Annotated in this window: 19 protein-coding genes; 4 read left to right on the forward strand and 15 right to left on the reverse strand. The window is 65.8% G+C overall.

All coding sequences use genetic code 11. From position 1 onward, the window contains the following. Positions 1-77: 77 nt before the first annotated feature. From HU738_RS22090 to cbiE, 3 genes are read right to left on the reverse strand one after another with little or no spacing between them, the layout of a single operon-like run. Complete coding sequence (locus tag HU738_RS22090) at positions 78-866, reverse strand: cobalt-precorrin-6A reductase (RefSeq protein WP_186604173.1); 789 nt, start codon at positions 864-866, stop codon at positions 78-80. Next, positions 863-1,957 (reverse strand): cobalt-precorrin-5B (C(1))-methyltransferase, encoded by a 1,095-nt coding sequence (locus HU738_RS22095; RefSeq protein ID WP_186604171.1) that lies wholly within the window; start codon positions 1,955-1,957, stop codon positions 863-865. The genes HU738_RS22090 and HU738_RS22095 overlap by 4 nt, the downstream gene beginning before the upstream one ends. After that, complete coding sequence (gene cbiE, locus HU738_RS22100; protein WP_186604169.1) at positions 1,950-3,161, reverse strand: precorrin-6y C5,15-methyltransferase (decarboxylating) subunit CbiE; 1,212 nt, start codon at positions 3,159-3,161, stop codon at positions 1,950-1,952. Before cbiE ends, HU738_RS22095 begins: the two co-directional genes overlap by 8 nt. Positions 3,162-3,384: 223 nt before the next feature. Between cbiE and cobG the strand changes: the two genes are divergently transcribed. The 4 genes from cobG to cobJ are packed head-to-tail and all read left to right on the forward strand — an operon-like array spanning position 3,385 to position 7,760. Next, a complete protein-coding gene (gene cobG, locus HU738_RS22105) occupies positions 3,385-4,716 on the forward strand; it encodes a precorrin-3B synthase (RefSeq protein ID WP_186604167.1) in 1,332 nt (443 codons plus the stop codon). Continuing rightward, positions 4,709-5,335 (forward strand): precorrin-8X methylmutase, encoded by a 627-nt coding sequence (locus HU738_RS22110; protein WP_186604165.1) that lies wholly within the window; start codon positions 4,709-4,711, stop codon positions 5,333-5,335. The genes cobG and HU738_RS22110 overlap by 8 nt, the downstream gene beginning before the upstream one ends. After that, positions 5,335-6,066, forward strand: a complete 732-nt coding sequence (locus HU738_RS22115; RefSeq protein ID WP_186604163.1) for a precorrin-2 C(20)-methyltransferase — start codon at positions 5,335-5,337, stop codon at positions 6,064-6,066. The genes HU738_RS22110 and HU738_RS22115 overlap by 1 nt, the downstream gene beginning before the upstream one ends. Next, entirely contained in the window at positions 6,054-7,760 is a 1,707-nt protein-coding gene (gene cobJ, locus HU738_RS22120; RefSeq protein WP_186604161.1) for a precorrin-3B C(17)-methyltransferase, read from the forward strand. The genes HU738_RS22115 and cobJ overlap by 13 nt, the downstream gene beginning before the upstream one ends. A gap of 9 nt (positions 7,761-7,769) precedes the next feature. Here cobJ and HU738_RS22125 read toward each other — a convergent pair whose 3' ends face one another. The 12 genes from HU738_RS22125 to HU738_RS22180 form a co-directional block, all read right to left on the reverse strand. Then, positions 7,770-8,363 carry a MarC family protein gene (locus HU738_RS22125; protein WP_186604177.1) on the reverse strand — a complete coding sequence of 198 codons (594 nt, stop codon included), beginning with the start codon at positions 8,361-8,363 and terminating at the stop codon, positions 7,770-7,772. A 51-nt stretch (positions 8,364-8,414) separates the two neighbouring features. After that, on the reverse strand, positions 8,415-11,186 hold the full coding sequence (locus HU738_RS22130) for a hybrid sensor histidine kinase/response regulator (RefSeq protein ID WP_186604159.1): 2,772 nt from the start codon (positions 11,184-11,186) through the stop codon (positions 8,415-8,417). Between the two features lie 135 nt (positions 11,187-11,321). Further along, positions 11,322-12,617 carry a phosphoribosylamine--glycine ligase gene (gene purD, locus HU738_RS22135; protein ID WP_054886838.1) on the reverse strand — a complete coding sequence of 432 codons (1,296 nt, stop codon included), beginning with the start codon at positions 12,615-12,617 and terminating at the stop codon, positions 11,322-11,324. A 182-nt stretch (positions 12,618-12,799) separates the two neighbouring features. Next, complete coding sequence (gene purH, locus HU738_RS22140) at positions 12,800-14,407, reverse strand: bifunctional phosphoribosylaminoimidazolecarboxamide formyltransferase/IMP cyclohydrolase (RefSeq protein ID WP_054886839.1); 1,608 nt, start codon at positions 14,405-14,407, stop codon at positions 12,800-12,802. 80 nt (positions 14,408-14,487) lie between these two features. Next, positions 14,488-14,808 (reverse strand): DNA-binding transcriptional regulator Fis, encoded by a 321-nt coding sequence (gene fis, locus HU738_RS22145; RefSeq protein WP_008093076.1) that lies wholly within the window; start codon positions 14,806-14,808, stop codon positions 14,488-14,490. Further along, a complete protein-coding gene (gene dusB, locus HU738_RS22150; protein ID WP_186604157.1) occupies positions 14,805-15,818 on the reverse strand; it encodes a tRNA dihydrouridine synthase DusB in 1,014 nt (337 codons plus the stop codon). The genes fis and dusB overlap by 4 nt, the downstream gene beginning before the upstream one ends. A gap of 159 nt (positions 15,819-15,977) precedes the next feature. Then, positions 15,978-17,294: a DUF3426 domain-containing protein gene (locus tag HU738_RS22155; RefSeq protein ID WP_186604155.1), complete on the reverse strand. Its 1,317-nt coding sequence runs from the start codon at positions 17,292-17,294 to the stop codon at positions 15,978-15,980. A gap of 42 nt (positions 17,295-17,336) precedes the next feature. After that, entirely contained in the window at positions 17,337-18,215 is an 879-nt protein-coding gene (gene prmA / locus HU738_RS22160) for a 50S ribosomal protein L11 methyltransferase (protein ID WP_054886842.1), read from the reverse strand. 235 nt (positions 18,216-18,450) lie between these two features. Next, entirely contained in the window at positions 18,451-19,557 is a 1,107-nt protein-coding gene (locus tag HU738_RS22165) for an acetoin dehydrogenase dihydrolipoyllysine-residue acetyltransferase subunit (protein ID WP_186604153.1), read from the reverse strand. After that, positions 19,554-20,576, reverse strand: coding sequence for an alpha-ketoacid dehydrogenase subunit beta (locus tag HU738_RS22170; protein WP_186604151.1), 1,023 nt, complete (start codon positions 20,574-20,576; stop codon positions 19,554-19,556). The genes HU738_RS22165 and HU738_RS22170 overlap by 4 nt, the downstream gene beginning before the upstream one ends. A 32-nt stretch (positions 20,577-20,608) precedes the next feature. Next, on the reverse strand, positions 20,609-21,586 hold the full coding sequence (locus tag HU738_RS22175; RefSeq protein ID WP_186604149.1) for a thiamine pyrophosphate-dependent dehydrogenase E1 component subunit alpha: 978 nt from the start codon (positions 21,584-21,586) through the stop codon (positions 20,609-20,611). A 22-nt stretch (positions 21,587-21,608) separates the two neighbouring features. Beyond that, the gene (locus tag HU738_RS22180) at positions 21,609-22,664 is read right to left on the reverse strand and encodes an NAD(+)/NADH kinase (RefSeq protein WP_186604147.1); all 1,056 of its coding nucleotides are present in this window, start codon (positions 22,662-22,664) and stop codon (positions 21,609-21,611) included. Positions 22,665-22,745: the final 81 nt, after the last annotated feature.

Genomic DNA, 22,745 nt, shown 5'->3' on the forward strand with positions numbered 1-22,745 from the left:
CGCGGCGCTCGATCGAAAATTCTACAAAGGACTCAAGGCGTACACCCGGCAAACAACGCAATCTGTCCGAGAAGCAACTACAGATCCCCCCGCTCCTGCTGCCCAGGTTGATCACGAGTGTTCATGAAGTCTGAGCCAACATCGTCAAGCGACTCAAGCATCGCAATCAATGCTTCTCTAGTCTCAAACTCACGATCTACGTCAGGCAATACCGGGCGCTTCAAAACCAGTACCGGAACCCCAAGCTCCCGCGCCACCTCCAGTTTCGGTTCGGTTGCCACGCTGCCACTGTTCTTGCTGACCAGCACATCGATACCCCGCTCTGCAAAAAGCCTACGTTCATCGTCTATGCGAAATGGCCCGCGTGCCCCGATGATCTCGCAACGTGAATTGCCAACGTATGATTCCAGGGCCCGCAAGGTCCAGAACTGCTCCGGCGGAATCTCCGCAAGATGTTGCAGCGGCTCGCGGCCCAACGTGAACAGGGGGCGTTTGAACGGCTTGAGCGCTTCGATCAGCCCTGCCCAGTCTTCCACCTCGCGCCAGTCGTCCCCCGGCTGTGCCTGCCACGCCGGGCGGCGCAAGGCCCAGCAGGGAATACCGGCCGCCCGTGCGGCGCTGGCAGCGTTGCGGCTGATCTGCGCCGCATAGGGGTGAGTGGCGTCGATCAGCAGGGTGATGCCGGCTTCACGCAGGTAAGCGGCCAGGCCATCAGCGCCGCCATAGCCACCGACCCGTACCTGGCACGCGAGGTCCTGCGGTACGCGGCCGATGCCGGCCAGGCTGTAGACGTGCTCGGGGCCGAGCTGACGGGCGATGGCCAACGCTTCGGTGACGCCACCGAGCAGCAGCATTCGGCGGTTCATTGCACGCCTGCCCTGCCAACGATGCCGCCCTGGCGGTCGATGGCAAACACTTCGACGTGCACCTGAGCCGGCACCACGCTGCGGGCGAAAGCCAGGGCATGGGCGCACACCGCATCGCCCAGGGCGATACCGGCGGCATGTGCCAGCGCCAGCGCCTGCTGGCTGGTGTTGGCGGTGATGATGGTCGCCTGCAGCTGCGCATCGGCACCGATGTCTGCGGCCCAGCCTGCCAGCTGCGGCAGGTCGATGCTCGAGTGGCGGCTGTGCAGGTCCATGTGGCCTGCAGCCAGCTTGCTGATCTTGCCGAAACCACCGCACAGGGTCAGGCGTGGCACCGGCACCTTGCGTACGTGCTTGAGTACGGCGCCGACGAAGTCGCCCATCTCGATCAGGGCGATTTCGGGCAGGTTGTAGACACGGCGCATGGTGTCTTCACTGGCGTTGCCGGTGCAGGCGGCGATATGGGTGTAGCCATTGGTGTGGGCCACGTCGATACCCTGGTGGATCGAGGCGATATAAGCCGAGCAGGAAAAGGGCCGGACGATGCCGCTGGTGCCGAGGATCGACAGCCCACCGAGGATGCCCAGGCGCGGGTTCATGGTCTTCAGCGCCAGCGCTTCCCCGCCTTGCACATTGACCGTGACCTCGAAGCCGCCCGGGTAGCCGCAATCGTCGGCCAGCTGCTGCAAGTGCTCGCTGATCATCCGCCGTGGTACTGGATTGATCGCCGGTTCACCGACTGCCAGTACCAGGCCGGGGCGGGTGACGGTACCAACGCCCTGGCCTGCGACGAAGCGTATGCCGGGTTGCGCCTGCAAGCGGATCTGGCTGAAGAGCAGGGCGCCGTGGGTGACGTCCGGGTCGTCGCCGGCATCCTTGAGTGTGCCCGCCTCGGCACGCTCGCCGACCAGGCGGCAGAATTCCAGGCGCATCTGCACCACCTTACCTTTGGGCAGGGTGATGCTCACGGCGTCGTCGCACTGGCCGGTCAGCAGCAGCTTGGCGGCGGCCAGGCTGGTGGCGGTGGCGCAGCTGCCGGTGGTCAGGCCACTGCGCAGGGGCGCGGGCTGCTCGAGGGTCTCTTCACGCATCGAGGGGCTTCACCACGTCGAGCACAGTGATCGGCAGCGCCTGGCGCCAGGTGTCGAAGGCACCCAGCGGCTGAGCCTGGGCGACATGGATCCGGGTCAGTTCGCCACCGTGCTGTTCACGGAAGTGCGCCAGGGCCAGCTCGCTTTGCAGGGTCACTGCATTGGCCACCAGCCGTCCACCGGGGCGCAAGCGTTCCCAGCACAGCGGCAACACGCCTTCGCGGGTCACGCCGCCACCAATGAAAACCGCGTCCGGGCGTTCCAGTTCGGCCAGCGCGTCGGGTGCCTTGCCGCGAACCAGCTGAAGGCCTGGCACGCCGAGGACATCGCGGTTGTGTTCGATGAAGCCCTGGCGACTTTCGTCGGCTTCGATGGCGAGGGTGCGACAGGCCGGGTGAGCACGCATCCATTCGATGCCGATCGAGCCACAGCCGGCACCGACATCCCACAGCAACTCACCGGGCTGCGGCGCCAGGCGTGCCAGGGTGATCGCACGCACATCGCGCTTGGTCAGCTGGCCGTCATGGCGGAAGGCGCTGTCTGGCAGCCCGGGCACACGTGACAGCGGCAGGGCATTCGGGCTGATCAGGCACTCGATGGCGACCAGGTTGAGGGCAGCGATTTCGCTGTGGGGCCAGTCATCGGCGGTGCCGCAGAGATGACGCTCGGCCGCGCCACCAAGGTGTTCCAGCACGTGCAGGCGGCTGGGCCCGAAACCGCGTTCGCGCAACAGTGCGGCGATGGCCGCAGGGCTGTCGCCGTCATTGCTCAGCACCAGCAGGCGCTGGCCGCTGGATAGCTGGGCATTGAGCGTTGCCAACGGGCGTGCGACCACGGACACCACCTGCACGTCCTGCAGCGGCCAGCCCAGGCGGGCAGCAGCCAGGGCACAGCAAGAGGGCATCGACAGCACCTGCATTTCCGCAGCCGGCACCTGCCGCGCCAGGCTGGCGCCGACGCCAAAGAACATCGGGTCGCCGCTGGCCAGTACGCAGACCGGTTCGCCGCGCAGGGCCAGTACCGGGGCGAGCGAAAACGGGCTCGGCCAGTCTTGCCGCTCGGCGCCGATGCAGCGCGGCAGCAGGGCCAGCTGGCGCGGGCTGCCGATGATCCGCGAGGCACCCAGCAGGGCGCGCCGGGCCTGTTTGCCCAGGCCGCTGAAGCCGTCTTCGCCGATGCCTACTACTGTCAGCCAGGGGGTCATGTGTTTCGTTCCGCCATTGTTGGGGCCGCTTCGCGCCCCATCGCGGGTGAACCCGCTCCTACAGGGATTGGGGATCCTGTGGGAGCGGGTTTACCTGCGAAGAGGGCGATGCGGTCCTGAGTTTCTGCTCGATCGCAGTCAATGCTCGACCACCGGCTTTTCATGCCGCCGGACAAAGCAGGCATAATACCGCGCCTTCTACACTCAAGCGCACTTTCAGCGATTGCCGGACGCCCCTTTGACGCCAGCCAACACGCCCGTAGCCTCTCCCCGTCCCTCGGCCTGCCCGGGGTTGTGGCGCATCGTCAGCGCCCGTGACGGTGGCATTTGCCGGATCAAGCTGCCCGGCGGGCTGCTGCTGGCCGACCAGGCAGACGCGGTGGCAGCGGCAGCCGAGCGTTTCGCTGCTGGCGTGATCGAGGCCACCAACCGCGGCAACCTGCAGATCCGCGGCATCGGCAGCGATCATGCCGGGCTGGTCGAAAGCCTGCTGGCCGCCGGCCTCGGTCCGCGTGACGCCGCCAGCGATGACGTGCGCAACCTGATGCTCAGCCCACTGGCCGGCCATGACCCGTCGATGCTGCTGGATGTCCGCCCCCTGGCCGGGCAGATCCTTGAGCTGTTGCAAGGCACGCCGCGCTTCCATCAGCTGTCGGCCAAGTTCGCCGTGCAGCTGGACGGTGGTGAAGGCGTGGCGATGCTCGAACACCCGCACGACCTGTGGCTTTCGGCACTGCGCCTGGAGCAGCGCGAGTGGCTGGCGTTCGGCCTGGCCAGCTGCCCGGCCGATGGCCAGGTACTGGGCGCGGTGCCGCTGGAGCAGGGGCTGGCGTTGGTGCGGGCGGTGCTCGATCGCTTTCTCGAGCTGGCCAGCCCGGAGCAGTCGCGCATGCGCCACCTGCTGCAGAGCTGCCCGGTCGAGGCCTTCATCGACGGCATTGGCTTGCACGTCCGCCGCGATCCGGCGGTGCTCAGATGGCAACGCCACGCATGCGCACAGCCTTGGCTGGGTGCTGTGACCCAGCTGGAGGGCATGGCGTTGGGCGTCGCGCCGCCGCTGGGCCGCCTGTCGCCTGCCATGTTGCGGGGGGCTGCCCGAGCAGCCCGGCAATGGGGAGATGGCAGCCTGCGCCTGAGCCCCTGGCAAAGCCTGATGCTGACCAACATCAGCGCTGCCGGTCTCGAACAGGCCCGTACCGAGCTATCGGCGCTGGGCTTGCTCTGCCAGGTCGATGAACCCTTGGTGCGGGTGGTTGCCTGCACGGGCAGCAGTGGCTGCGCCAAGGCTCAGGCCGAGACCAAGGCGGATGCGGTCGAGCTGGCGGCGCTGTTGGGCAGTGGCGCGCCCGGCAGCGTGCATCTGTCCGGCTGCCCTCGTTCCTGCGCCGTGGCCCATGTTGCCCCGGCTACGCTGCTGGCCCGTTCACCGGGCCGCTATGACCTGTATCTGCGTGACGCGCACCTGCCGGGCCTGGGTGCCCTGCGCGCCACCGACCTTACCTTGAATGAAGCAGGCGCCATGCTCGCCCTGCCGACGGAGCACCTTGATGATTGACTACATCCGCGATGGTCAGGAGATCTATCGCAATTCCTTCCGGATCATCCGCGAGGAAGCCCGGCTCGAGCGGATTCCCGCAGACCTGGAAAAACTCGCCGTGCGCGTGATCCATGCCTGCGGCATGGTCGAGGCCATCGATGGCCTGCAGTTCTCCGAAGGTGCCGGCCGCGCAGGCCGTGAAGCCCTGGCCAATGGTGCGCCGATCCTCTGCGACGCGCACATGGTCGCCGAAGGCATCACCCGCGCACGCCTGCCCGCCAACAACCCGGTGATCTGCACCTTGCGCGACCCCAGCGTGCCAGGCCTGGCCAAGGAGGTCGGCAACACCCGCTCCGCCGTGGCCCTGGAGCTGTGGCGGCCGCACCTGGAGGGTAGCGTGGTGGTGATCGGCAATGCCCCGACTGCGCTGTTCTACCTGCTGGAGATGATCGATGCCGGGGCGCCCAAACCCGCGCTGATCCTCGGCTTCCCGGTCGGCTTCGTCGGTGCCGCCGAGTCCAAGGCGATGCTCGCCGCCGACAGCCGCGGCGTGCCATTCGTGGTCATGCAAGGCCGCCTGGGCGGCAGCGCAATGGCCGCTGCCGCAGTCAACGCCCTGGCCACGGAGGTGGAGTGATGGCGCCGCGCGGAAGACTGCTGGGCCTGGGCGTTGGCCCCGGCGACCCTGAACTGATCACCGTCAAGGCCCTGCGCCTGCTGCGCGAGGCGCCGGTGGTGGCGTACTTCGTGGCCAAGGGCAAGCGCGGCAACGCCTTCGGCATCATCGAGGCCCACCTGCAAGCCGAGCAGACCCTGCTGCCGCTGGTGTACCCGGTCACGACCGAGGCACTGCCGGCGCCGCTGTCCTACGAACAGGTGATCAGCGATTTCTACGATGAAGCGGCCGTGCAGGTGGCCGAGCACCTGGATGCCGGCCGTGACGTGGCGGTGATCTGTGAAGGTGACCCGTTCTTCTACGGCTCCTACATGTACCTGCACGACCGGCTTGCCCAACAGCATGAGGCCGAAGTGGTCCCGGGCGTCTGCTCGATGCTCGGTGGCGCCTCGGTGCTGGGCGCGCCGCTGGTGTACCGCAACCAGAGCCTGTCGGTACTGTCGGGCGTGCTGCCCGCCGAAGAGCTCACGCGACGCCTGGCAGACGCCGATGCGGCGGTGATCATGAAGCTGGGCCGCAACTTCCCGAAGGTGCGCCAGGTACTCGGCGAACTCGGCCTGGACGGGCGCGCGCTGTACGTCGAGCGGGCGACCATGGCCAACCAGAAGATCGTGCCGCTGGATGAAGTGGACCCGCAGTCCTCGCCGTACTTCTCGCTGATCATCGTACCGGGGGAAAAATGGCAGGGCTGAACAGGCAACAGGCAGCGGCCATCGTCATCCTTGGCGCGGGTAGCCTGGTCACGGCGCAGCGCATCCAGCAGCGTTATCCACAGGCGACCGTCTACGGCCTGCGCGGTCGGGTCGAGGGCGCCGATCAGTACTACGACGGCTTTGGCGAGACCCTGCGCATGCTCTACCAGCAGGCCACCCCGATCATCGCGCTGTGTGCTGCCGGCATCGTCATCCGCAGCCTGGCCAGCCTGCTCGATGAGAAAGGTGCAGAGCCGCCAGTGCTGGCCGTGGCCGAGGACGGTAGCGCGGTGGTGCCGTTGTTGGGTGGCCTGAGCGGGGTCAACGTCATGGCTCGCGAACTCGGCGAGGCTCTGGGCGTGGCGGCGGCGATCACCACCAGTGGTGAACTGCGCTTCGGCACCTGCCTGCTCAACCCGCCCGAGGGCTATGCCCTGGCGGACCTCGAACAGGGCAAGCGCTTTGTCTCCGACCTGCTGGCCGGCGAAAGCGTGCGTGTCGAGGGTGATGCCCCCTGGCTTGCGCAGGCGCAACTGCCGGCCAGCGACACCGCCCGGCGCACCATCCATGTCGGCTGTGACGCGCGCGTGGCCAGCCGTGACGAGCTGCTGATCCACCCTCGCTCGGTGGTGGTGGCGCTCGCCGCAGGCGGGCCCGGCCTGGCCGATCAGGTGCGTGGCGCCTTGCGTGAGGCCGGCATTGCCGAGCCCTCGCTGGCGTGTCTGCTGGTCGCCGAGCAGGCGATGGCCGAGCCGTTGTTGCACGAGGCTGCCGCAGCACTGGGCGTCGTACTGCGCTTCGCGGCCATGAACGATACCTTGGCCAGCATGGCCGCCGAGGCTTTGCCCGAGGCGCGCCTGATCGAGCAGTCGGGCCTGGTCATCGCTGCGGCGCCATTGCCGGTCGACACGGCACGGTTGGGGCGCAGGCGTGGTCGCCTGGCCGTGATCGGCCTGGGCCCAGGTGCGGCCGAGCTGATGGTGCCGGCAGTGAAAGCCGAGCTTGCACGTGCCGAGGACATCCTCGGCTACGAGACCTACGTGCGCATGGCGGGTCCGTTCCGCGATGATCAGGTGCAGCACTGCACCGACAACCGGGAAGAGATGCAGCGTGCCCGGCATGCCTTCGAACTGGCGGCCCAGGGGCGCTCGGTGGTGGTGGTATCGTCGGGCGACCCGGGTGTGTTCGCCATGGCCGCAGCGGTGCTCGAAGCGCTGCATGAGTCCTGCGACCCTGCCTGGCACCGTGTCGAGCTCGAGATCCTGCCAGGGGTATCGGCGTCGCTGGCAACCGCCGCGCAAGCCGGCGCGCCGTTGGGGCATGACTTCTGCGTGATGTCGCTGTCTGACAACCTCAAACCCTGGTCGATCATCGAAAAGCGCCTGGATCTGGCGGCCCAGGCGGATCTGGTGCTGGCCTTCTACAACCCGATTTCCAGGTCCAGGCCGCATCAGCTTGGCACGGCACTGGAGATCGTGCGCCGGCACCGGGATGGGCAGACGCCGGTGGTGTTGGGGCGCGATATCGGCCGGCCAGGGCAGACGCTGAAGGTGGTGAGCCTGGCCGAGCTGACGCCGGAGATGGTCGACATGCGTACCATGGTGCTGGTCGGTTCCTCCACGACCTGCACCTTCGACCGTGCCAGTGGCGGGCAATGGGTCTACACCCCGCGTTGGTATCCCGCCGCGCCCTGAACCTGAGGGCTAACCGACCAGGTAGCCCTTGATCCCGGTAAAGATGATCTGCGCCGCCAGGGCGCAGACGAACAGCCCCATCAGGCGGCTGACGATCTGCAGGCCCTGGTCACCGAGCAGTTTTTCGATGCTGTGCGAGAGGTACAACACCAGGCCGACGGTGAAGCTGGCCAGAGCGATGCTGACAATGGCCAGCAGCTTGTCGTCCCAGTGCGGTTGGCCCACACCCATCACCAGCAGGGCCCCGATGGTGCCGGGGCCCACGGTGAGCGGGATGGTGAGTGGCACGATGGTCACGTCCTGCTGCACGTTGTCGGCCTGCACCGCCGGTTTGCCCTGGGCCATGCCCAACGCCGAGATGAACAGTACGCTGCCCGCACCGATGCGGAAGGCGTCGGCGGTGATACCGAAAATACCGAAGATCACCCTGCCGAACAGGTACAGCAGCACGCTGGCCACCAGCGCGGCAAAGGCGACCTTCCAGGCCAGCTGCTTGCGCTCTTTGCTGGAGTGACCACGGGTCAGGCTGATGAAGCACGACAGCACGAAGAACGGGCTATAGAGCACCAGCATCTTCAGGTAGACACTGAACAAGTCATGCAGCATGGGATGATCCTTGGCGATAAGGGTGGCGTGCAGGAGCGACCCGTCTGGTTATGAGCTGTGCGCCGGATCAGCCTTGGCTTCGCGCTGATTGGCCCAGTACTGGATCAACTCGCGCAACTGTGACAGCTCCACCGGCTTGGCCATGTGGCCGTCCATGCCGGCCAGCCGTGCGCGCTCCTTGTGCTCAGCCAGTATATGCGCGGTCAGCGCCACCACCGGGGTGCGCTGGCGCTGGTTGGTGGTTTCCCAGGCACGCAACTGCTGGGTCGCGGAGAAACCGTCCAGCACCGGCATTTCGCAGTCCATCAACACCAGGTCGTAACGCTGCGCCTTCATCGCCTGCAAGGCCTCTTCGCCGTTGCTGGCGGTATCGGGCTCGAGGTTGAGCTTGCCGAGCATGCCGCGGATGACCTTGGTCGAGATACTGTTGTCTTCGGCCACCAGCACACGGAAGTCGCTCGGCAACTCAAGCGCGCCCTGCGCGCCGGGCATCGCCGCCGGCACGGCCTGATCGCGGCCACGCTGGGCCAGTTCTTCGGCCAGGGTGGTCTTGAGCGTATAGCCGGCAACCGGTTTGGCAAGGATGCGCTTGATCCCGGCATTACGTGCGATGACCTTGCTGGGCGCGTTGCTGATACCGGTGAGCATGACCACCAGGATGTCGTGGTTCAGGCTCGGGTCTTCCTTGATCTTGGCCGCCAGCTGCATGCCAGTCATGCCCGGCATGTTCTGGTCCAGCAACACCGCATCGAAATAGTCGCGCAGGTGCGCCTTGGTCCGCAGCAGGGCCAGCGCCTCCTTGCCCGATGGCACCGCACTGACATTCATGCCCCAGGCGCTGCACTGCTGCACCAGGACCTTGCGGCAGGTGTCGTTGTCGTCGACCACCAGGACCCGGGCGTCGCGTAACGGGCCGTCCAGGTCAGCCGGGGGCTGCTCCAGGCGTGACGGGTCGAGCGGCAAGGTCAGCCACAGGGTATTGCCCATGCTGGTGCTGCTCTTGATGCCGAACTCGCCTTGCATCAGGCCGATCAGTTGCTTGGCGATGACCAGCCCGAGGTGGCCGCCGAGCTTGTTGCTGGATAGGAAGTGGTGGCTGTGCAGCTCGGCCTGCAGCAAGGCCTCGCGCTCGGCCGCGGGCAGCGGCTCGCCACTGTCCTGCACGGCAATGCGCAGGCGCGGGATTTCACCCCGTTGATCCAGCGCCACCACCAGCAGGATTTCGCCCTGGGAGGTATTCTTCAGGGCATTTTCCAGCAGGCTCGACAAGGCCTGGCGCAGGCGTGTCGGGTCGCCGCTGATGACCTGCGGCACCTGCGGCTGGGTGAAACTGATCAGCTCGATGTTCTGCTGCTCGGCCTTGGCGCGGAAAATGTTCAGGCAGTCTTCGATCAGGGCGTTGAGGTCGAACTGCACGTCATCCAGCTCGATCTGCCGCGATTCGAGCTTGGAAATGTCGAGAATCTCATTGATCAGCGTCAGCAGCTCGTTGCCGGCGCTGTGAATGGTCTGTACATAGTCGCGCTGCTTGACCGACAGCGGTGTGCCGAGCAGCAGTTCGGTCATGCCCAGTACACCGTTCATGGGGGTACGGATTTCGTGGCTGATCTTGGCCAGGAATTCGGCCTTGGCGTTGATCTCGGCATCGCTGGCCGCCAGCGCACGGCTGGCGCGGAAACGTTCTTCGCTGATGCGCCGCAGGCGCTCGCTGACGGCCAGGTTGAGCAGCAGGCCACTGACCACGGTCATGCCCAGGAGGATGCACAGCAGCCACGGCGTCGAGGTGCGGGTCAGGCCCAGCAGGGCGGGCAGCAGCACCAGGCCGCCAAGGTTGAACACCAGCATGGCGACGCTGAACAGCCGTGCCGGCGCATAGCCCTTGTACCAGTGGTAGCTGCTGGCTATCAGCATGGTCATGCTGCCGACGGCCAGCAGGGCATAGGTCATCAGGTTGAGCGGCAGGGTATCGACGAACAGCAGGACCAGCCCGCTGACCGCTGCGACCAGCATTTCGCCCTGCAGCAGGCGGTTCAGCCGCGGTGAGTTGCAGGGAGAGAAGAAATGCTGGGTGAAATACAGCCCCGACAGCCCGGCCAGAACCAGTGTCAGGTAGGCCGCCGGGGTTTGCGCGCTGTGCCACAGGTGCCACCACGGGCCGCTGAGGTTGAGCAGGATCAGGCCGCTGAGCAGCATCAGCCCGTGGTACAGGGCCAGATACAGGGTGGTGCTGGAGCGGGTGTAGATGAAGCGGATCAGGTTATGCAGGATGAGCATCACCAGGCCGCCGAACAGCATGCCGAACAGCAGGGGTTGGCCATGGTCGGAGGCGGCTACCGCCGCGGGCTCCAGGCTTATCGCCGGGCGCAGCTGGTGCTCCGAGACCAGGCGCAGGTAGATGTCCAGCGCGTGCTGGCTGTTGGGCAAGGGCAATACATGGTCGCTGCCGCGCAGGGTCGGGCTGCCGTTACCGGCCTGGCGGCCATGGTGCAGTTGGCGCAGCAGCCTGTCGCCATCGAGGGCGTACAGATCGAGGCGCGACAAGTCGGGAGCGAAGATGCGCAGCAGTTGCTCCTGGTCACCCGGTTCCAGGCGATAGTGCAACCACAGGGCTTGTTCAGCCGGTGCGGCATCGAGTTCGCCAAGGGTGGTAGGGCTGAACTGGCTGCGATAGCGATCGGAACGCACGTCGCTCAATTGCAGGTTGGCCTGTTCATCGAGCAGAACGGACCAGCCTCCGCCCTGTTCGGCCGAAGCCGGCAACAGGCAGAGCAGGGTCAGCAAGCTGACGATCAGAGCTGTGGCAATCCGAAGCCGACGCACTACGAGATCCCTTCCTAGCCGATGTGCCAGATACTAACTATGCGCGGCGCGCCAAGCCGAAGGCAAGGCCCCCATGGGGCCCTGTCGACGAGCCGGATGCCGCATGCACAAGGCGCTGCGGCACTCCGGTAGCCCTTACTGCTGGTGTTCACCGCGCTCGCGGGCGATGGCCCGGTAGCCGATGTCGGTGCGGTAGAAGCTGCCGTTCCAGCTGACTTCCTTGGCCAGGCGGTAGGCCTGCTGCTGGGCATCGGCGACGCTGGCACCCATGGCGGTAGCGCAGAGCACACGGCCGCCGTTGGTCACAACCTGACCGTCCTTCAGCGAAGTACCGGCATGGAACACCTTGCCTTCGATCTTGGCTGCAGCCTCCAGGCCGTTGATCACGTCGCCCTTGGCGTAGTCACCCGGGTAACCGCCGGCAGCCAGCACCACGCCGAGGCTCGGGCGCGGGTCCCACTGTGCTTCGACCTTGTCCAGCGCCTTGGCGAAGGCGGCTTCGACCAGCAGCACCAGGCTCGACTCCAGGCGCAGCATGACTGGCTGGGTCTCAGGATCGCCGAAGCGGCAGTTGAACTCGATGACCTTGGGGTTGCCCGCCTTGTCGATCATCAGGCCGGCATACAGGAAGCCGGTGTAGACGTTACCTTCTTCGGCCATGCCACGCACGGTCGGCCAGATCACCTGGTCCATCACGCGCTGGTGCACGTCCGGGGTAACCACCGGGGCAGGGGAGTAGGCGCCCATGCCGCCGGTATTCGGGCCGGTATCCTGATCGCCGACGCGCTTGTGGTCCTGGCTGGTGGCCATGGGCAGCACGTTGTGGCCGTCGACCATGACGATGAAGCTGGCTTCCTCGCCGTCGAGGAACTCTTCGATGACCACGCGCGAACCGGCCTCGCCGAAGGCGTTGCCGGCCAGCATGTCACGCACGGCGGCTTCGGCTTCTGCCAGGGTCATGGCGACGATCACGCCCTTGCCCGCGGCCAGGCCGTCGGCCTTGATCACGATCGGGGCACCCTTTTCCTGCAGGTAGGCCAGGGCTGGCTCGATCTCGGTGAAGTTCTGGTAGTCGGCGGTCGGGATCTTGTGGCGTGCCAGGAAGTCCTTGGTGAAGGCTTTGGAGCCTTCCAGCTGGGCCGCGCCCTTGGTGGGACCGAAGCAGTCCAGGCCGCGGCTGCGGAACAGATCGACCACGCCGATCACCAGCGGCGCTTCCGGGCCGACGATGGTCAGGTCGACGTTCTTCTCGGCGAAGTCGGCCAGTTGTTCCAGGGCGCATACGTCGATGGCGACGTTCTCGCATTTCGGCTCGATGGCCGTACCGGCATTGCCCGGGGCAACGAAGACTTTTTCGACGCGTGGGTCCTGGGCGACTTTCCAGGCCAGGGCGTGCTCACGGCCGCCGCTGCCGATGATCAAAACTTTCATGTCAAAACCTCGAAATCTGTCGAACGAGAGACCGTGCCTCTCGCTGTACGAGGTCGCAATGAAGCAGGTGGATGCAAGGCGGGGCCGGTTCCGATGAGCGCAGTTGCCTGCTGGCAACGAGCATCAGCGGAAACGGCCCCAACGCAGCAGATGCCTGCTTCAGTGCGGCCGATTGCCGTATATCAGTGGCGGAAGTGGCGCATGCCGGTGAAGACCATCGCGATGCCGGCTTCGTCGGCAGCGGCGATGACTTCGGCATCACGCATCGAACCACCTGGCTGGATCACGGCGCTGATACCCACTTTAGCCGCGTTGTCGATGCCGTCACGGAACGGGAAGAACGCGTCCGACGCCATGACCGCACCCTGCACCTGCAGGCCAGCATGCTCGGCCTTGATGGCGGCGATGCGGGCGGAGTTGACGCGGCTCATCTGGCCGGCGCCGACACCGATGGTCTGGCGCTGCTTGGCGTAGACGATAGCGTTGGACTTGACGAACTTGGCCACTTTCCAGGCGAACACCAGGTCGTGGATTTCCTGTTCGGTAGGGGCACGCTTGGTGACGATCTTCAGGTCATCGGCGGTGATCATGCCGATATCGCGGCTTTGCACCAGCAGGCCACCGTTGACGCGCTTGAAGTCCCAACCGGCAGCGCGCTCGGCTGGCCACTCGCCGCACTCCAGCAGACGCACGTTCTGCTTGGCCGCCACCACGTCGCGGGCAGCCTGGGAGATTTTCGGCGCGATGATCACTTCGACGAACTGGCGGTCGACGATGGCCTGGGCGGTTTCGCCGTCCAGCTCGCGGTTGAAGGCGATGATGCCGCCGAATGCCGACTCGGTATCGGTGGCGTAGGCCAGGTCGTAGGCCTTGCGGATGCCGCCTTCGTCTTCAGGCACAACGGCCACGCCGCACGGGTTGGCGTGCTTGACGATGACGCAGGCTGGCTTGACGAAGCTCTTCACGCACTCCAGCGCGGCGTCGGTGTCGGCCACGTTGTTGAACGACAGTTCCTTGCCTTGCAGCTGCACGGCGGTGGAAATGCTGGCTTCGCCTTTCTTCGCTTCAACGTAGAACGCCGCGCTCTGGTGCGGGTTCTCGCCGTAGCGCATTTCCTGGGCCTTGACGAACTGGCTGTTGAAGGTGCGCGGGAACTCGCTGCGTGCTTCAGTGCTCAGGGTGTCTTTGGCCTGGTCGATGGTGCCCATGTAGTTGGCAATCATGCCGTCGTAGGCAGCAGTGTGCTCGAACGCCTTGAGCATCAGGTCGAAGCGCTGGGCGTAGGTCAGGCCGCCGGCCTTCAGGCCTTCCAGCACGCCGGCGTAGTCGCTGGCGTTGACCACGATGGCGACATCCTTGTGGTTCTTGGCAGCCGAACGGACCATGGTCGGGCCGCCGATGTCGATGTTCTCGATGGCGGTCGGCAAGTCACAGCCTGGCTTGGAAATGGTGGCTTCGAACGGGTACAGGTTGACTGCAACCAGGTCGATCGGCTTGATGCCGTGCTCGTTCATGATGGCGTCGTCGATGCCGCGACGGCCAAGGATGCCACCGTGGATCTTCGGGTGCAGGGTCTTGACCCGGCCATCCATCATCTCGGCGAAGCCAGTGTAGTCGGCCACTTCCACCGCGTTCACGCCGTTGTCCTTGAGCAGCTTGTAGGTGCCGCCGGTGGACAGGATCTCGACACCGAGCTGTTGCAGCTCACGGGCGAATTCGAGGATACCGGTCTTGTCGGAGACGCTGATCAGGGCGCGGCGGACTGGCAGGCGGGTAGTCTGGTCGGTCATTTCGGGTTCCAATAACGCGGTGGAGTCAGCAAAAAAGGCGTCTCTTCGCAGAGGCCGCCTTTTCTGATTGGGATTCTGGCTTACAACAAGTCGTACTGCTTGAGCTTCTTGCGCAGGGTGCCACGGTTGAGGCCGAGCATCTCGCTGGCCTTGGTCTGGTTGCCCTTCACGTAGTTCATCACGCTTTCGAGCAGGGGCGCCTCGACTTCGGAGAGCACCAGGTTGTACACGTCGGTGACGGTCGCGCCTTCCAGGTGTGCGAAGTAGTTGTGCAGCGCCTTCTCGACGCTGTCGCGAAGGGTCTGGCCCTCTTCGCTCGGCGTGTTGAGGTGCTGTTTGAGGTTGGCGTTGTCGCTCACGGGCGTTGTTCCACTCACTAATGTCTCGGTCATCATCGTCATGCGGCCACCCCTTGTCCGTCCTCTGTCTCAAGGCTCTGTCGACGTTCACTGAAAAACTCGCGAACGTTGGCGCACTGCGCTTGTGTGTCTTCCAAAGCGTTGAACCGGGCGCGAAACTCCTTGCCGCCGGGTCGTGTTGCCAGGTACCAGCCCACGTGCTTGCGGGCGATACGTACGCCCATCACATCGCCATAGAAGGCATGCAGCGCGGCCAGGTGCTCTAGCAGGATGCGTTCCACTTCGTCCAACTGCGGGGCCGGCAAATGCTGGCCAGTCCCCAAAAAATGTTCGATCTCGCGAAAGATCCATGGCCGCCCCTGGGCAGCCCGGCCAATCAGCAGGCCGTCGACCCCGGTGGCATCCAGCACCGCCCGGGCCTTTTCTGGCGAGGTGATATCGCCATTGGCAAAAACCGGGATCGATACCGCCTGCTTGATGGCAGCGATGGTGTCGTATTCGGCTTCGCCGGTGTACAGGTCAGCGCGTGTGCGGCCATGCACCGCCAGCGCCTGGATGCCAGCCTGTTCGGCGATCTTCGCCACGTTCAGGCCGTTCTTGTTCGCCCGGTCCCACCCGGTGCGGATTTTCAGGGTCACGGGTACGTCCACCGCGCCGACCACGGCGTGGAGGATTTCGGCGACCAGGTCTTCATCTCTCAATAAAGCAGAGCCTGCAGCTTTGTTGCAGACTTTTTTTGCCGGACAGCCCATGTTGATGTCGATGATCTGCGCACCTGCTTCGACATTGGCCCGGGCCGCCGCGGCCATCATCTGCGCATCGCCACCGGCGATCTGAACCGAGCGTGGCTCGGGATCACCCTCATGGATGCGGCGCAGGCTGGACTTGCGGCTGTTCCACAGGCTCATGTCGCTGCTGACCATCTCCGACACCACCATGCCGGCGCCCAGGCGCTTGCAAAGTGTCCGGAAAGGCTGGTCCGTGACCCCGGCCATGGGTGCGAGGATCAGGTTGTTGCGTAGTGTGTATGGGCCGATGCGTACCGCCGACATAGGTGTTCCCTGTTGTGGGGCCGAATCATGGGAGTCCGAAAAAGGGTTGGCATGATACCCGCTCTCGGTGACCGGATAAAGAAGGATTTGGATAAATTCTGTACAGCTGTCGGCTTATGTCATTTGCTTTGGTCAGCGCGCCCCCATGTGGCAGCGGGCTTAGTCCGGGGAGCGGAAGCTGAGGCTGTAGTTCACGGCCTTGGGGCCTGGGTCAAGGATATCCAGGGCAATGTGGATCGGCGTCTGGCTCGGCATTTCGCCGCGCCCGGCCAGTTCGCCCGACAGGTATTCGCTGGGTTTGAACCGACGGCTGGCGATCAGCTGGCCGTTGAGGTCGGCGAAGCGCAGCTCCAGCAGCGGGAACGGCTGGGCGAACGGTGCGCGGTTGTAGATGATCGCATCGACGATCAGGGCGCCCTTGAAGTCCGGGTGGCTGCGCACCACCAGGTTGCTGCTCTTGATCCGGCCGATATCGACGCGGGTCGGCACCTGGCAGCCGAACATCGGGCACAGTTGCTGGAAGATCGGACGGTACTGGTCCTGGCGGGCCAGTTCGTCGAAGTGGAACCACACGTACTGGAATGCCAGCAGGCCAGCGGCCAGCAAGGTCAGGAAGCTCCACAACAGGCGCTTGCCCCAGTTGGGCCGGGGTTTTTCCCACCCCAGCTGCAGCGGGTCGTCGACAACATCGACCAACGGTTCCTTGCGTGACGGGCGCTCTGGCTTGGCGCCAAAGCCGGGCTCCAGGCGTTCACCCGGCAGCGGCTCGAGCGGGTCGTCATCGCGGGCCGACAGGTGGAGGTCGGTGTCGTCGTCATCACGGGCGCTGAGGCCTTTTTCGTGAATGATATCGTCAGGATCTTCGAAGCGCTCAACCGGTTCAGGTTCAGCTACGCGCTGCGTTGTCGGTTCCTCGTCGAGGTCGAGGTCCAGGTTGCCGCCAAGAGTCGGCTCGTGGCGATCACCGGGTTCAGGCTCCAGCGGCTGTTCATCCAGCAGCACCGGGGTCGAAGCCTGGGCTTCATGAGGCTCATAGGGTTCGTCGGTGGCGGTGCCGAACAGTTCGTCGCCATGCTCGTCGGCAGCCGGCTCGTCGCGGCGGGCTTGCAAGGCATTGGCCTTGATATCCGCACGCGGTTCGGTCGGCTCGCCACGGCGTTCAAGGCGCGCCAGCTCCTGGTCAAGATCGAGATCATCCAGAGCCTGGGCGGTCATGGCCCAGTCTTCTTTGGTTACCGGCGGCGGCTCGCTGACGGCCGGTTCAGGCGCAACGACCGGCTCGACCACCGCTGGCGGTGGAACAACGGGCGCAGGGCTGGCTGCGGCACGGTTCTGTTCCAGCAACTGCTTGGCCGCATTGAACACCTGCAGGCAGTGACCGCAGCGCACGACGCCGCGAGCCACGCTCAACTGGTGATGGGTGACGCGAAAGCTGGTCTGGCAATGCGGGCACTGGGTGACGAAACTGTCGGTCATGCGGCGATCCGGGAGCTGTGCAGTGAATTATTCTAGGCCCGCTTAGCGGCGCCGACCACTGATGCGCACCCAGCCGTCGCGTACGACGATCGGGTCCAGGTCGAAGTCGGCAGCGTAGGCGGCAGCCACTTCCTCACCTTGTTCGGCGAGGATGCCCGACAGGGCCAGCAGGCCACCTGGGCGAACCAGGCCGGACAGCTGCGGCGCCAGCGACACCAGTGGGCCAGCGAGAATGTTGGCGACCAGCACGTCGGCCTGCATCGCCGGCATCTGCTCGGGCAGGTACAGCGCGAACTTTTCGTCGGCGATGCCGTTGCGCTGGGCATTGTCGCGCGAGGCTTCGATGGCCTGCACGTCGATGTCGGTACCGACCGCCTCGCGCGCGCCCAGCAGCAGGGCCGCGATGGCGAGGATGCCCGAGCCGCAGCCGAAGTCCAGTACCTGAGTGCCTTGCAGCTGCTGGCCGTCGAGCCATTCCAGGCACAGCGCGGTGGTCGGGTGGGTGCCGGTGCCAAAGGCCAGGCCTGGGTCGAGCAGCAGGTTGACCGCGTCCTGGTCCGGGGCCTCGTGCCAGCTCGGCACGATCCACAGGCGCTGGCCGAAGCGCATTGGCTGGAAGCCGTCCATCCAGCTGCGCTCCCAGTCCTGGTCCTCGATCACCTCGGCCTGGTGCTCGGGCAGCTCGGCACCGGTCAGCAAGCGCAGGTGGGCGAATACCGCTTCCGGCTCGGCGTCGGCTTCGAACAGTGCCAGCAAATGAGTATGCGACCACAGCGGCGTGGTGTTGAGGTCGGGTTCGAAGATCGGCTGGTCTTCGGCATCCATGAACGTGACCGATACGGCGCCCACTTCGAGCAGGGCGTCTTCGTAGGTTTCGGCTTGTTCCGGGCTGATGGCCAGGCGTACTTGCAGCCAAGGCATGGCGGGCACCTTTGGTAAATCTGACAGGGGCAGCCCGAGGCTGCGCGAAGCCTGGCAGTTTACGCGAGTGCGGTGGGTTTGTAGAGCAGGTGCGGTAGACCGCGTCGCCTTCTTGCGGGCAAGCCCGCTCCCTGAGGATTGGCGCCGCATCCAAAGGCGGCGCGGTACCTGCAGGAGCGGGTTTGTCGAAGCGTCGAACCGCCGCGAAGAGGCCAGAGCAAGCGGTAGAAAGTTGTCAGTGCTTGCGCAGGAATTCCAGCAGCCTCTGGTTGACCTGCTCCGCCGCCTCCATCTGCACCATGTGCCCGACGCCTGGCACTACCAGCACCTCGGCCTCGACCCCTTCGGCATGCGCCGCCGGAATGATCGCGTCCTCGGCCCCCCAGATCACCAGCGTCGGATGCTGCCCCAGCACGCCACGCAGGTCATGCCGCTGACGGTCACCGTCGGCCAGCGCCGATCCTAGCTGGCGCAAGGCTTGATCCACGCCTTCCAGGCGCTTGAACTTGAGCATGTCCTCGAGCATCTGCCGGGTTACCAGCCCCGGGTCGGCGAACAGCTGCACCATCTGCGGCTTCAGCGCATTGCGGTTGGCGGCGGCGACGAAACCTTGCAGGTACTGACCATTGATCGCCTCGCCCAGCCCGGCGCTGGCCACCAGGCTCAGGCTGGCCACCCGCTGCGGTGCCAGGCGCGCCACATTCAGGCAGACCGCGCCGCCCATGGAGTGCCCGGCCAGGTGGGCCTTGGCGATGTGCAGATGATCGAGCAAGGCCAGCACGGTCTCGCTCAATTCATCCAGGTCACCTTTTGCCAGGGCCTTGGCCGACTCCCCATGCCCCGGCAGGTCCAGGGCGATGACCCGACGCTCGGCCGCCAGCGCCGGGTGGTTGAACAGCCAGTTGTTGAGGTCGCCGCCAAAACCGTGCACCAGCACCAGCGGCGTGCCGCCTTCACCCAGCTCGAACCAGCGCAGCAGGCGCCCGGCCACCTCGGCCTTCTGCGGTGCCGGCCCCTGGGCCTGGTCGGCGCCAGCCTCGGCGACGAACTCGGCCTGGAAGCGTTGCACCACGGCGTCGATCTCCGACTCCTCGGCCTCACCTTCCACCACCACGGCCAGCAGCGCGCCGACCGGCAGTGTTTCGTCGGGTCGCGCCACCTGGCGGCGCAGCACGCCGCTGAACGGCGCTTCGACGCTGCTGCTGATCTTGTCGGTTTCGACATCCAGCACTTCGTCGCCCTTGCTGATTTCGTCCCCCTCCTGCTTGAGCCAGGCGTCGACCCGGCCTTCGGTCATCGACAGGCCCCACTTGGGCATGGTCAGGGTATGGATCTGGCTCATGCGGCACTCCTTGCAGCTTCGATCACCTTGCGCACGGCCGCTTCGATCTTCGCCGCGTCAGGGATGTACAGGTCTTCCAGGGCATCGGAGAACGGCACTGGGGTATGCGGGGCGGTGACCATCTCGATCGGGCCCTTGAGCGCGGCGAAGGCCTTTTGCGCAACCAGGGCGCTGATGTCGGTGGCCATCGAGCAGCGCGGGTTGGCTTCGTCGATCACCACCAGGCGGCCAGTCTTCTCCACGCTTTCAAGGATGCTGTCCTCGTCCAGCGGGCTGGTGGTGCGCAGGTCCAGCACTTCGCAGTCGATGCCCTGGCGGGCCAGGTTGTTGGCGGCTTCCATGGCCACGTGGACCATGCGCCCGTAGGTCACCAGGGTCACATCGTCGCCGTCGCGCAGGAAATTGGCCTCGCCGAACGGCACGGTATACAGCTCTTCCGGCACCTCGCCCTGCATGCTGTAGAGCAGCTTGTGTTCGCAGAAGATCACCGGGTCGTTGTCGCGGATCGCCTGGATCAGCAGGCCCTTGGCGTCGTACGGCGAGGACGGGCAGACCACCTTCAGGCCGGGGATGTGGGTCCATAGCGAGGTGAGCATCTGCGAGTGCTGGGCAGCGGCGCGCAGGCCGGCGCCGTACATGGTGCGCATCACCAGCGGGGTGACTGCCTTGCCGCCGAACATGTAGCGGAACTTGGCGGCCTGGTTGAGGATCTGGTCCAGGCAGCAGCCGGCGAAGTCGACGAACATCAGCTCGCACACCGGGCGCAGGCCCTGGGTGGCAGCGCCGACGGCGGCACCGACGTAGCCGATTTCCGACAGCGGCGCATCCAGTACCCGCCCCGGGAACTGGTGATAAAGGCCTTTGGTGACGCCGAGCACGCCACCCCACGCGTCGTCTTCACCGGGGGCGCCGGCGCCACCGGCAACGTCTTCGCCGATGATGAACACGCTGGTGTCGCGGCGCATTTCCTGGGCCAGGGCTTCGTTGATGGCCTGCTGGTAGCTGATTTTTCTAGCCATGGTGGTTCTCCTGTTGTTCTTGTTGTCCGGGCTCAGGGGTAGCTGACGTAGACGTCGCTGAGCAGGTCGGCGGGCTGCGGCTTGGGATCGGCCTTGGCGCGGCGCACGGCGTCCTCGATCAGGTCGTCGACTCGGGCGTCGATGGCGTCAAGTTGCGCCGCCTGCAGCAGGCCGGCACGGGTGGTCTTGTTGCGGAACTGCAGCAGGCAATCGCGGGACTCGCGCAGGTTCTTCACTTCGTCCGGGGCGCGGTAGGTCTGGGCATCGCCTTCGAAGTGGCCGTAGTAGCGGCTGAGCTTGACCTCGATCAGCGACGGGCCCTGCCCGGCGCGAGCACGCTCGATGGCGGCGCCGGCAGCCTCATGCACGGCAAAGAAGTCGAAGCCGTCGATGGTCACCCCCGGCATGCCGAAGCCGGCGGCGCGGTCGGCGATGTGGTCGCAGGCCACCGACCAGGTAGAGGCGGTGGCTTCGGCGTAGCCGTTGTTCTCGGCGACGAAGATGCATGGCAGGTTCATGATCGAAGCCAGGTTCATCGCCTCGAACACCGCGCCTTCGTTGGAGGCACCGTCGCCGAAGAAGGCCACGGCCACGTTGTCATTGCCTTTGATCTTCGCCGCCAGGGCGGCACCGGCCACCAGGGGCGCACCGGCACCGACGATGCCGTTGGCACCGAGCATGCCTTTTTCCAGGTCGGCGATGTGCATCGAACCGCCCTTGCCGCCGCACACGCCGGTCTTCTTGCCGTAGATCTCGGCCATCATGCCGTACACATCGACGCCCTTGGCGATGCAGTGGCCGTGGCCGCGGTGGGTCGAGGCGATGCAGTCGCTGTCGCGCAGGTGCGCCATGACCCCGGCGGCGGAGGCTTCTTCACCGGCATACAGGTGGACGAAGCCGGGTATCTCGCCGGTGGCGAACTCCACGTGCAGGCGTTCTTCAAAGGCGCGGATGGTGCGCATCACTTCATAGGCATGCAGCAATTGCTCTGAACTGAGGTGAGTGGACATCTTGTTGTTCTCCAGGGTTGTCTCAACACGGGGTTGCAGGGTGCAGCCGATGGCCGCGCGGGACGGCCAGCAGGTGATGACGGGCGACATGGGCCAGCACAGCCTCGACGTCGACGGTCAGCGGGCCTTGCAGGTCGACGGTGATGGTCGGGGTGTCGTGTTCGGCGAACTCGATCTCGCGCTCACCATCCAGGGCCAGGGTGCCGGCGGCGAGGCTCAGGCGGTGCGCTACCCCCGGGCTGAGCAGGCCGCTGGCGGTGATACCGCAGCCTTGCAGCAGGCCGGGGGCCAGTGGCGCGAGCAAGGCTTGGTCGGCACCGGGGTTCAGCCGTACCCAGGCGCCGTAGGGTTCATGGCGAGCCACCGGTTGCCACAGGCCGCAGAGCGCCGACAGGCCAATGGCGTGGGGCTCGGCGAAGCAGGCGAAGACTTCGCTGAGGTCTTCGCTGCGGCTCAGCGCGCGGGCACCGATGAAACGTTGTGGCGACACTGCCACTTCGACCAGTGCCCATTCACACAGCCGTTGCTGCGGCACTTTCACCAGCAACCGCTTGTTGCGACGCAGGCCGATGCTGGCCGGAACCAGGCCACCCGCGAGCAAACCGCCAGCCAGGCCGGCGCTGGTGGCTTCGCGCAGTTCCGGGAAGGCGTTGTTGGTGCCTGTGGACAGGGTGAGCAGCGGTGTGTCTCCAGCCTCGGACGCCACGGCCTTGTGCGTGCCGTCGCCGCCCAGCACGGCAATCATCGCCACGCCGCGCTCGACCATGTGCCGGGTAGCCAGACGGGTATCGCTGACCGTTTGGCTCAATGGCAGGTCGAGCAGTACCAGGCGCGGCCAGTGCTGGTCCTGCGCCACGGGGCCAAGGCTGGCCTTGAGCACGGCGGCGGCGATACCGGTCATGTCGGTGGGCAGCAGCACCTCGGCCACCCCGGTGGCGCCGAAGGCGGCGAGCAGGCGCTGGATGACCGAGGCCTTGTCGGTGCTGGAGAAGAGCCCGGCGTTGCTGGTCAGGCGGCGCAGGTCGCGGCCGGAAGCAGGGTTGGCAATGATCCCGATGGTCGGGGCGGGATGCGGCATGGCACACCTCGTGTTCTTGTTTGCCCAAGGCTTGAGCAAGCTGGGTGCCAGCTTTCTACACAGACCCCGGAAGGCCCGTGC

The organism is Pseudomonas vlassakiae, from assembly GCF_014269035.2.
In the GTDB taxonomy this organism is placed as follows: domain Bacteria; phylum Pseudomonadota; class Gammaproteobacteria; order Pseudomonadales; family Pseudomonadaceae; genus Aquipseudomonas; species Aquipseudomonas vlassakiae.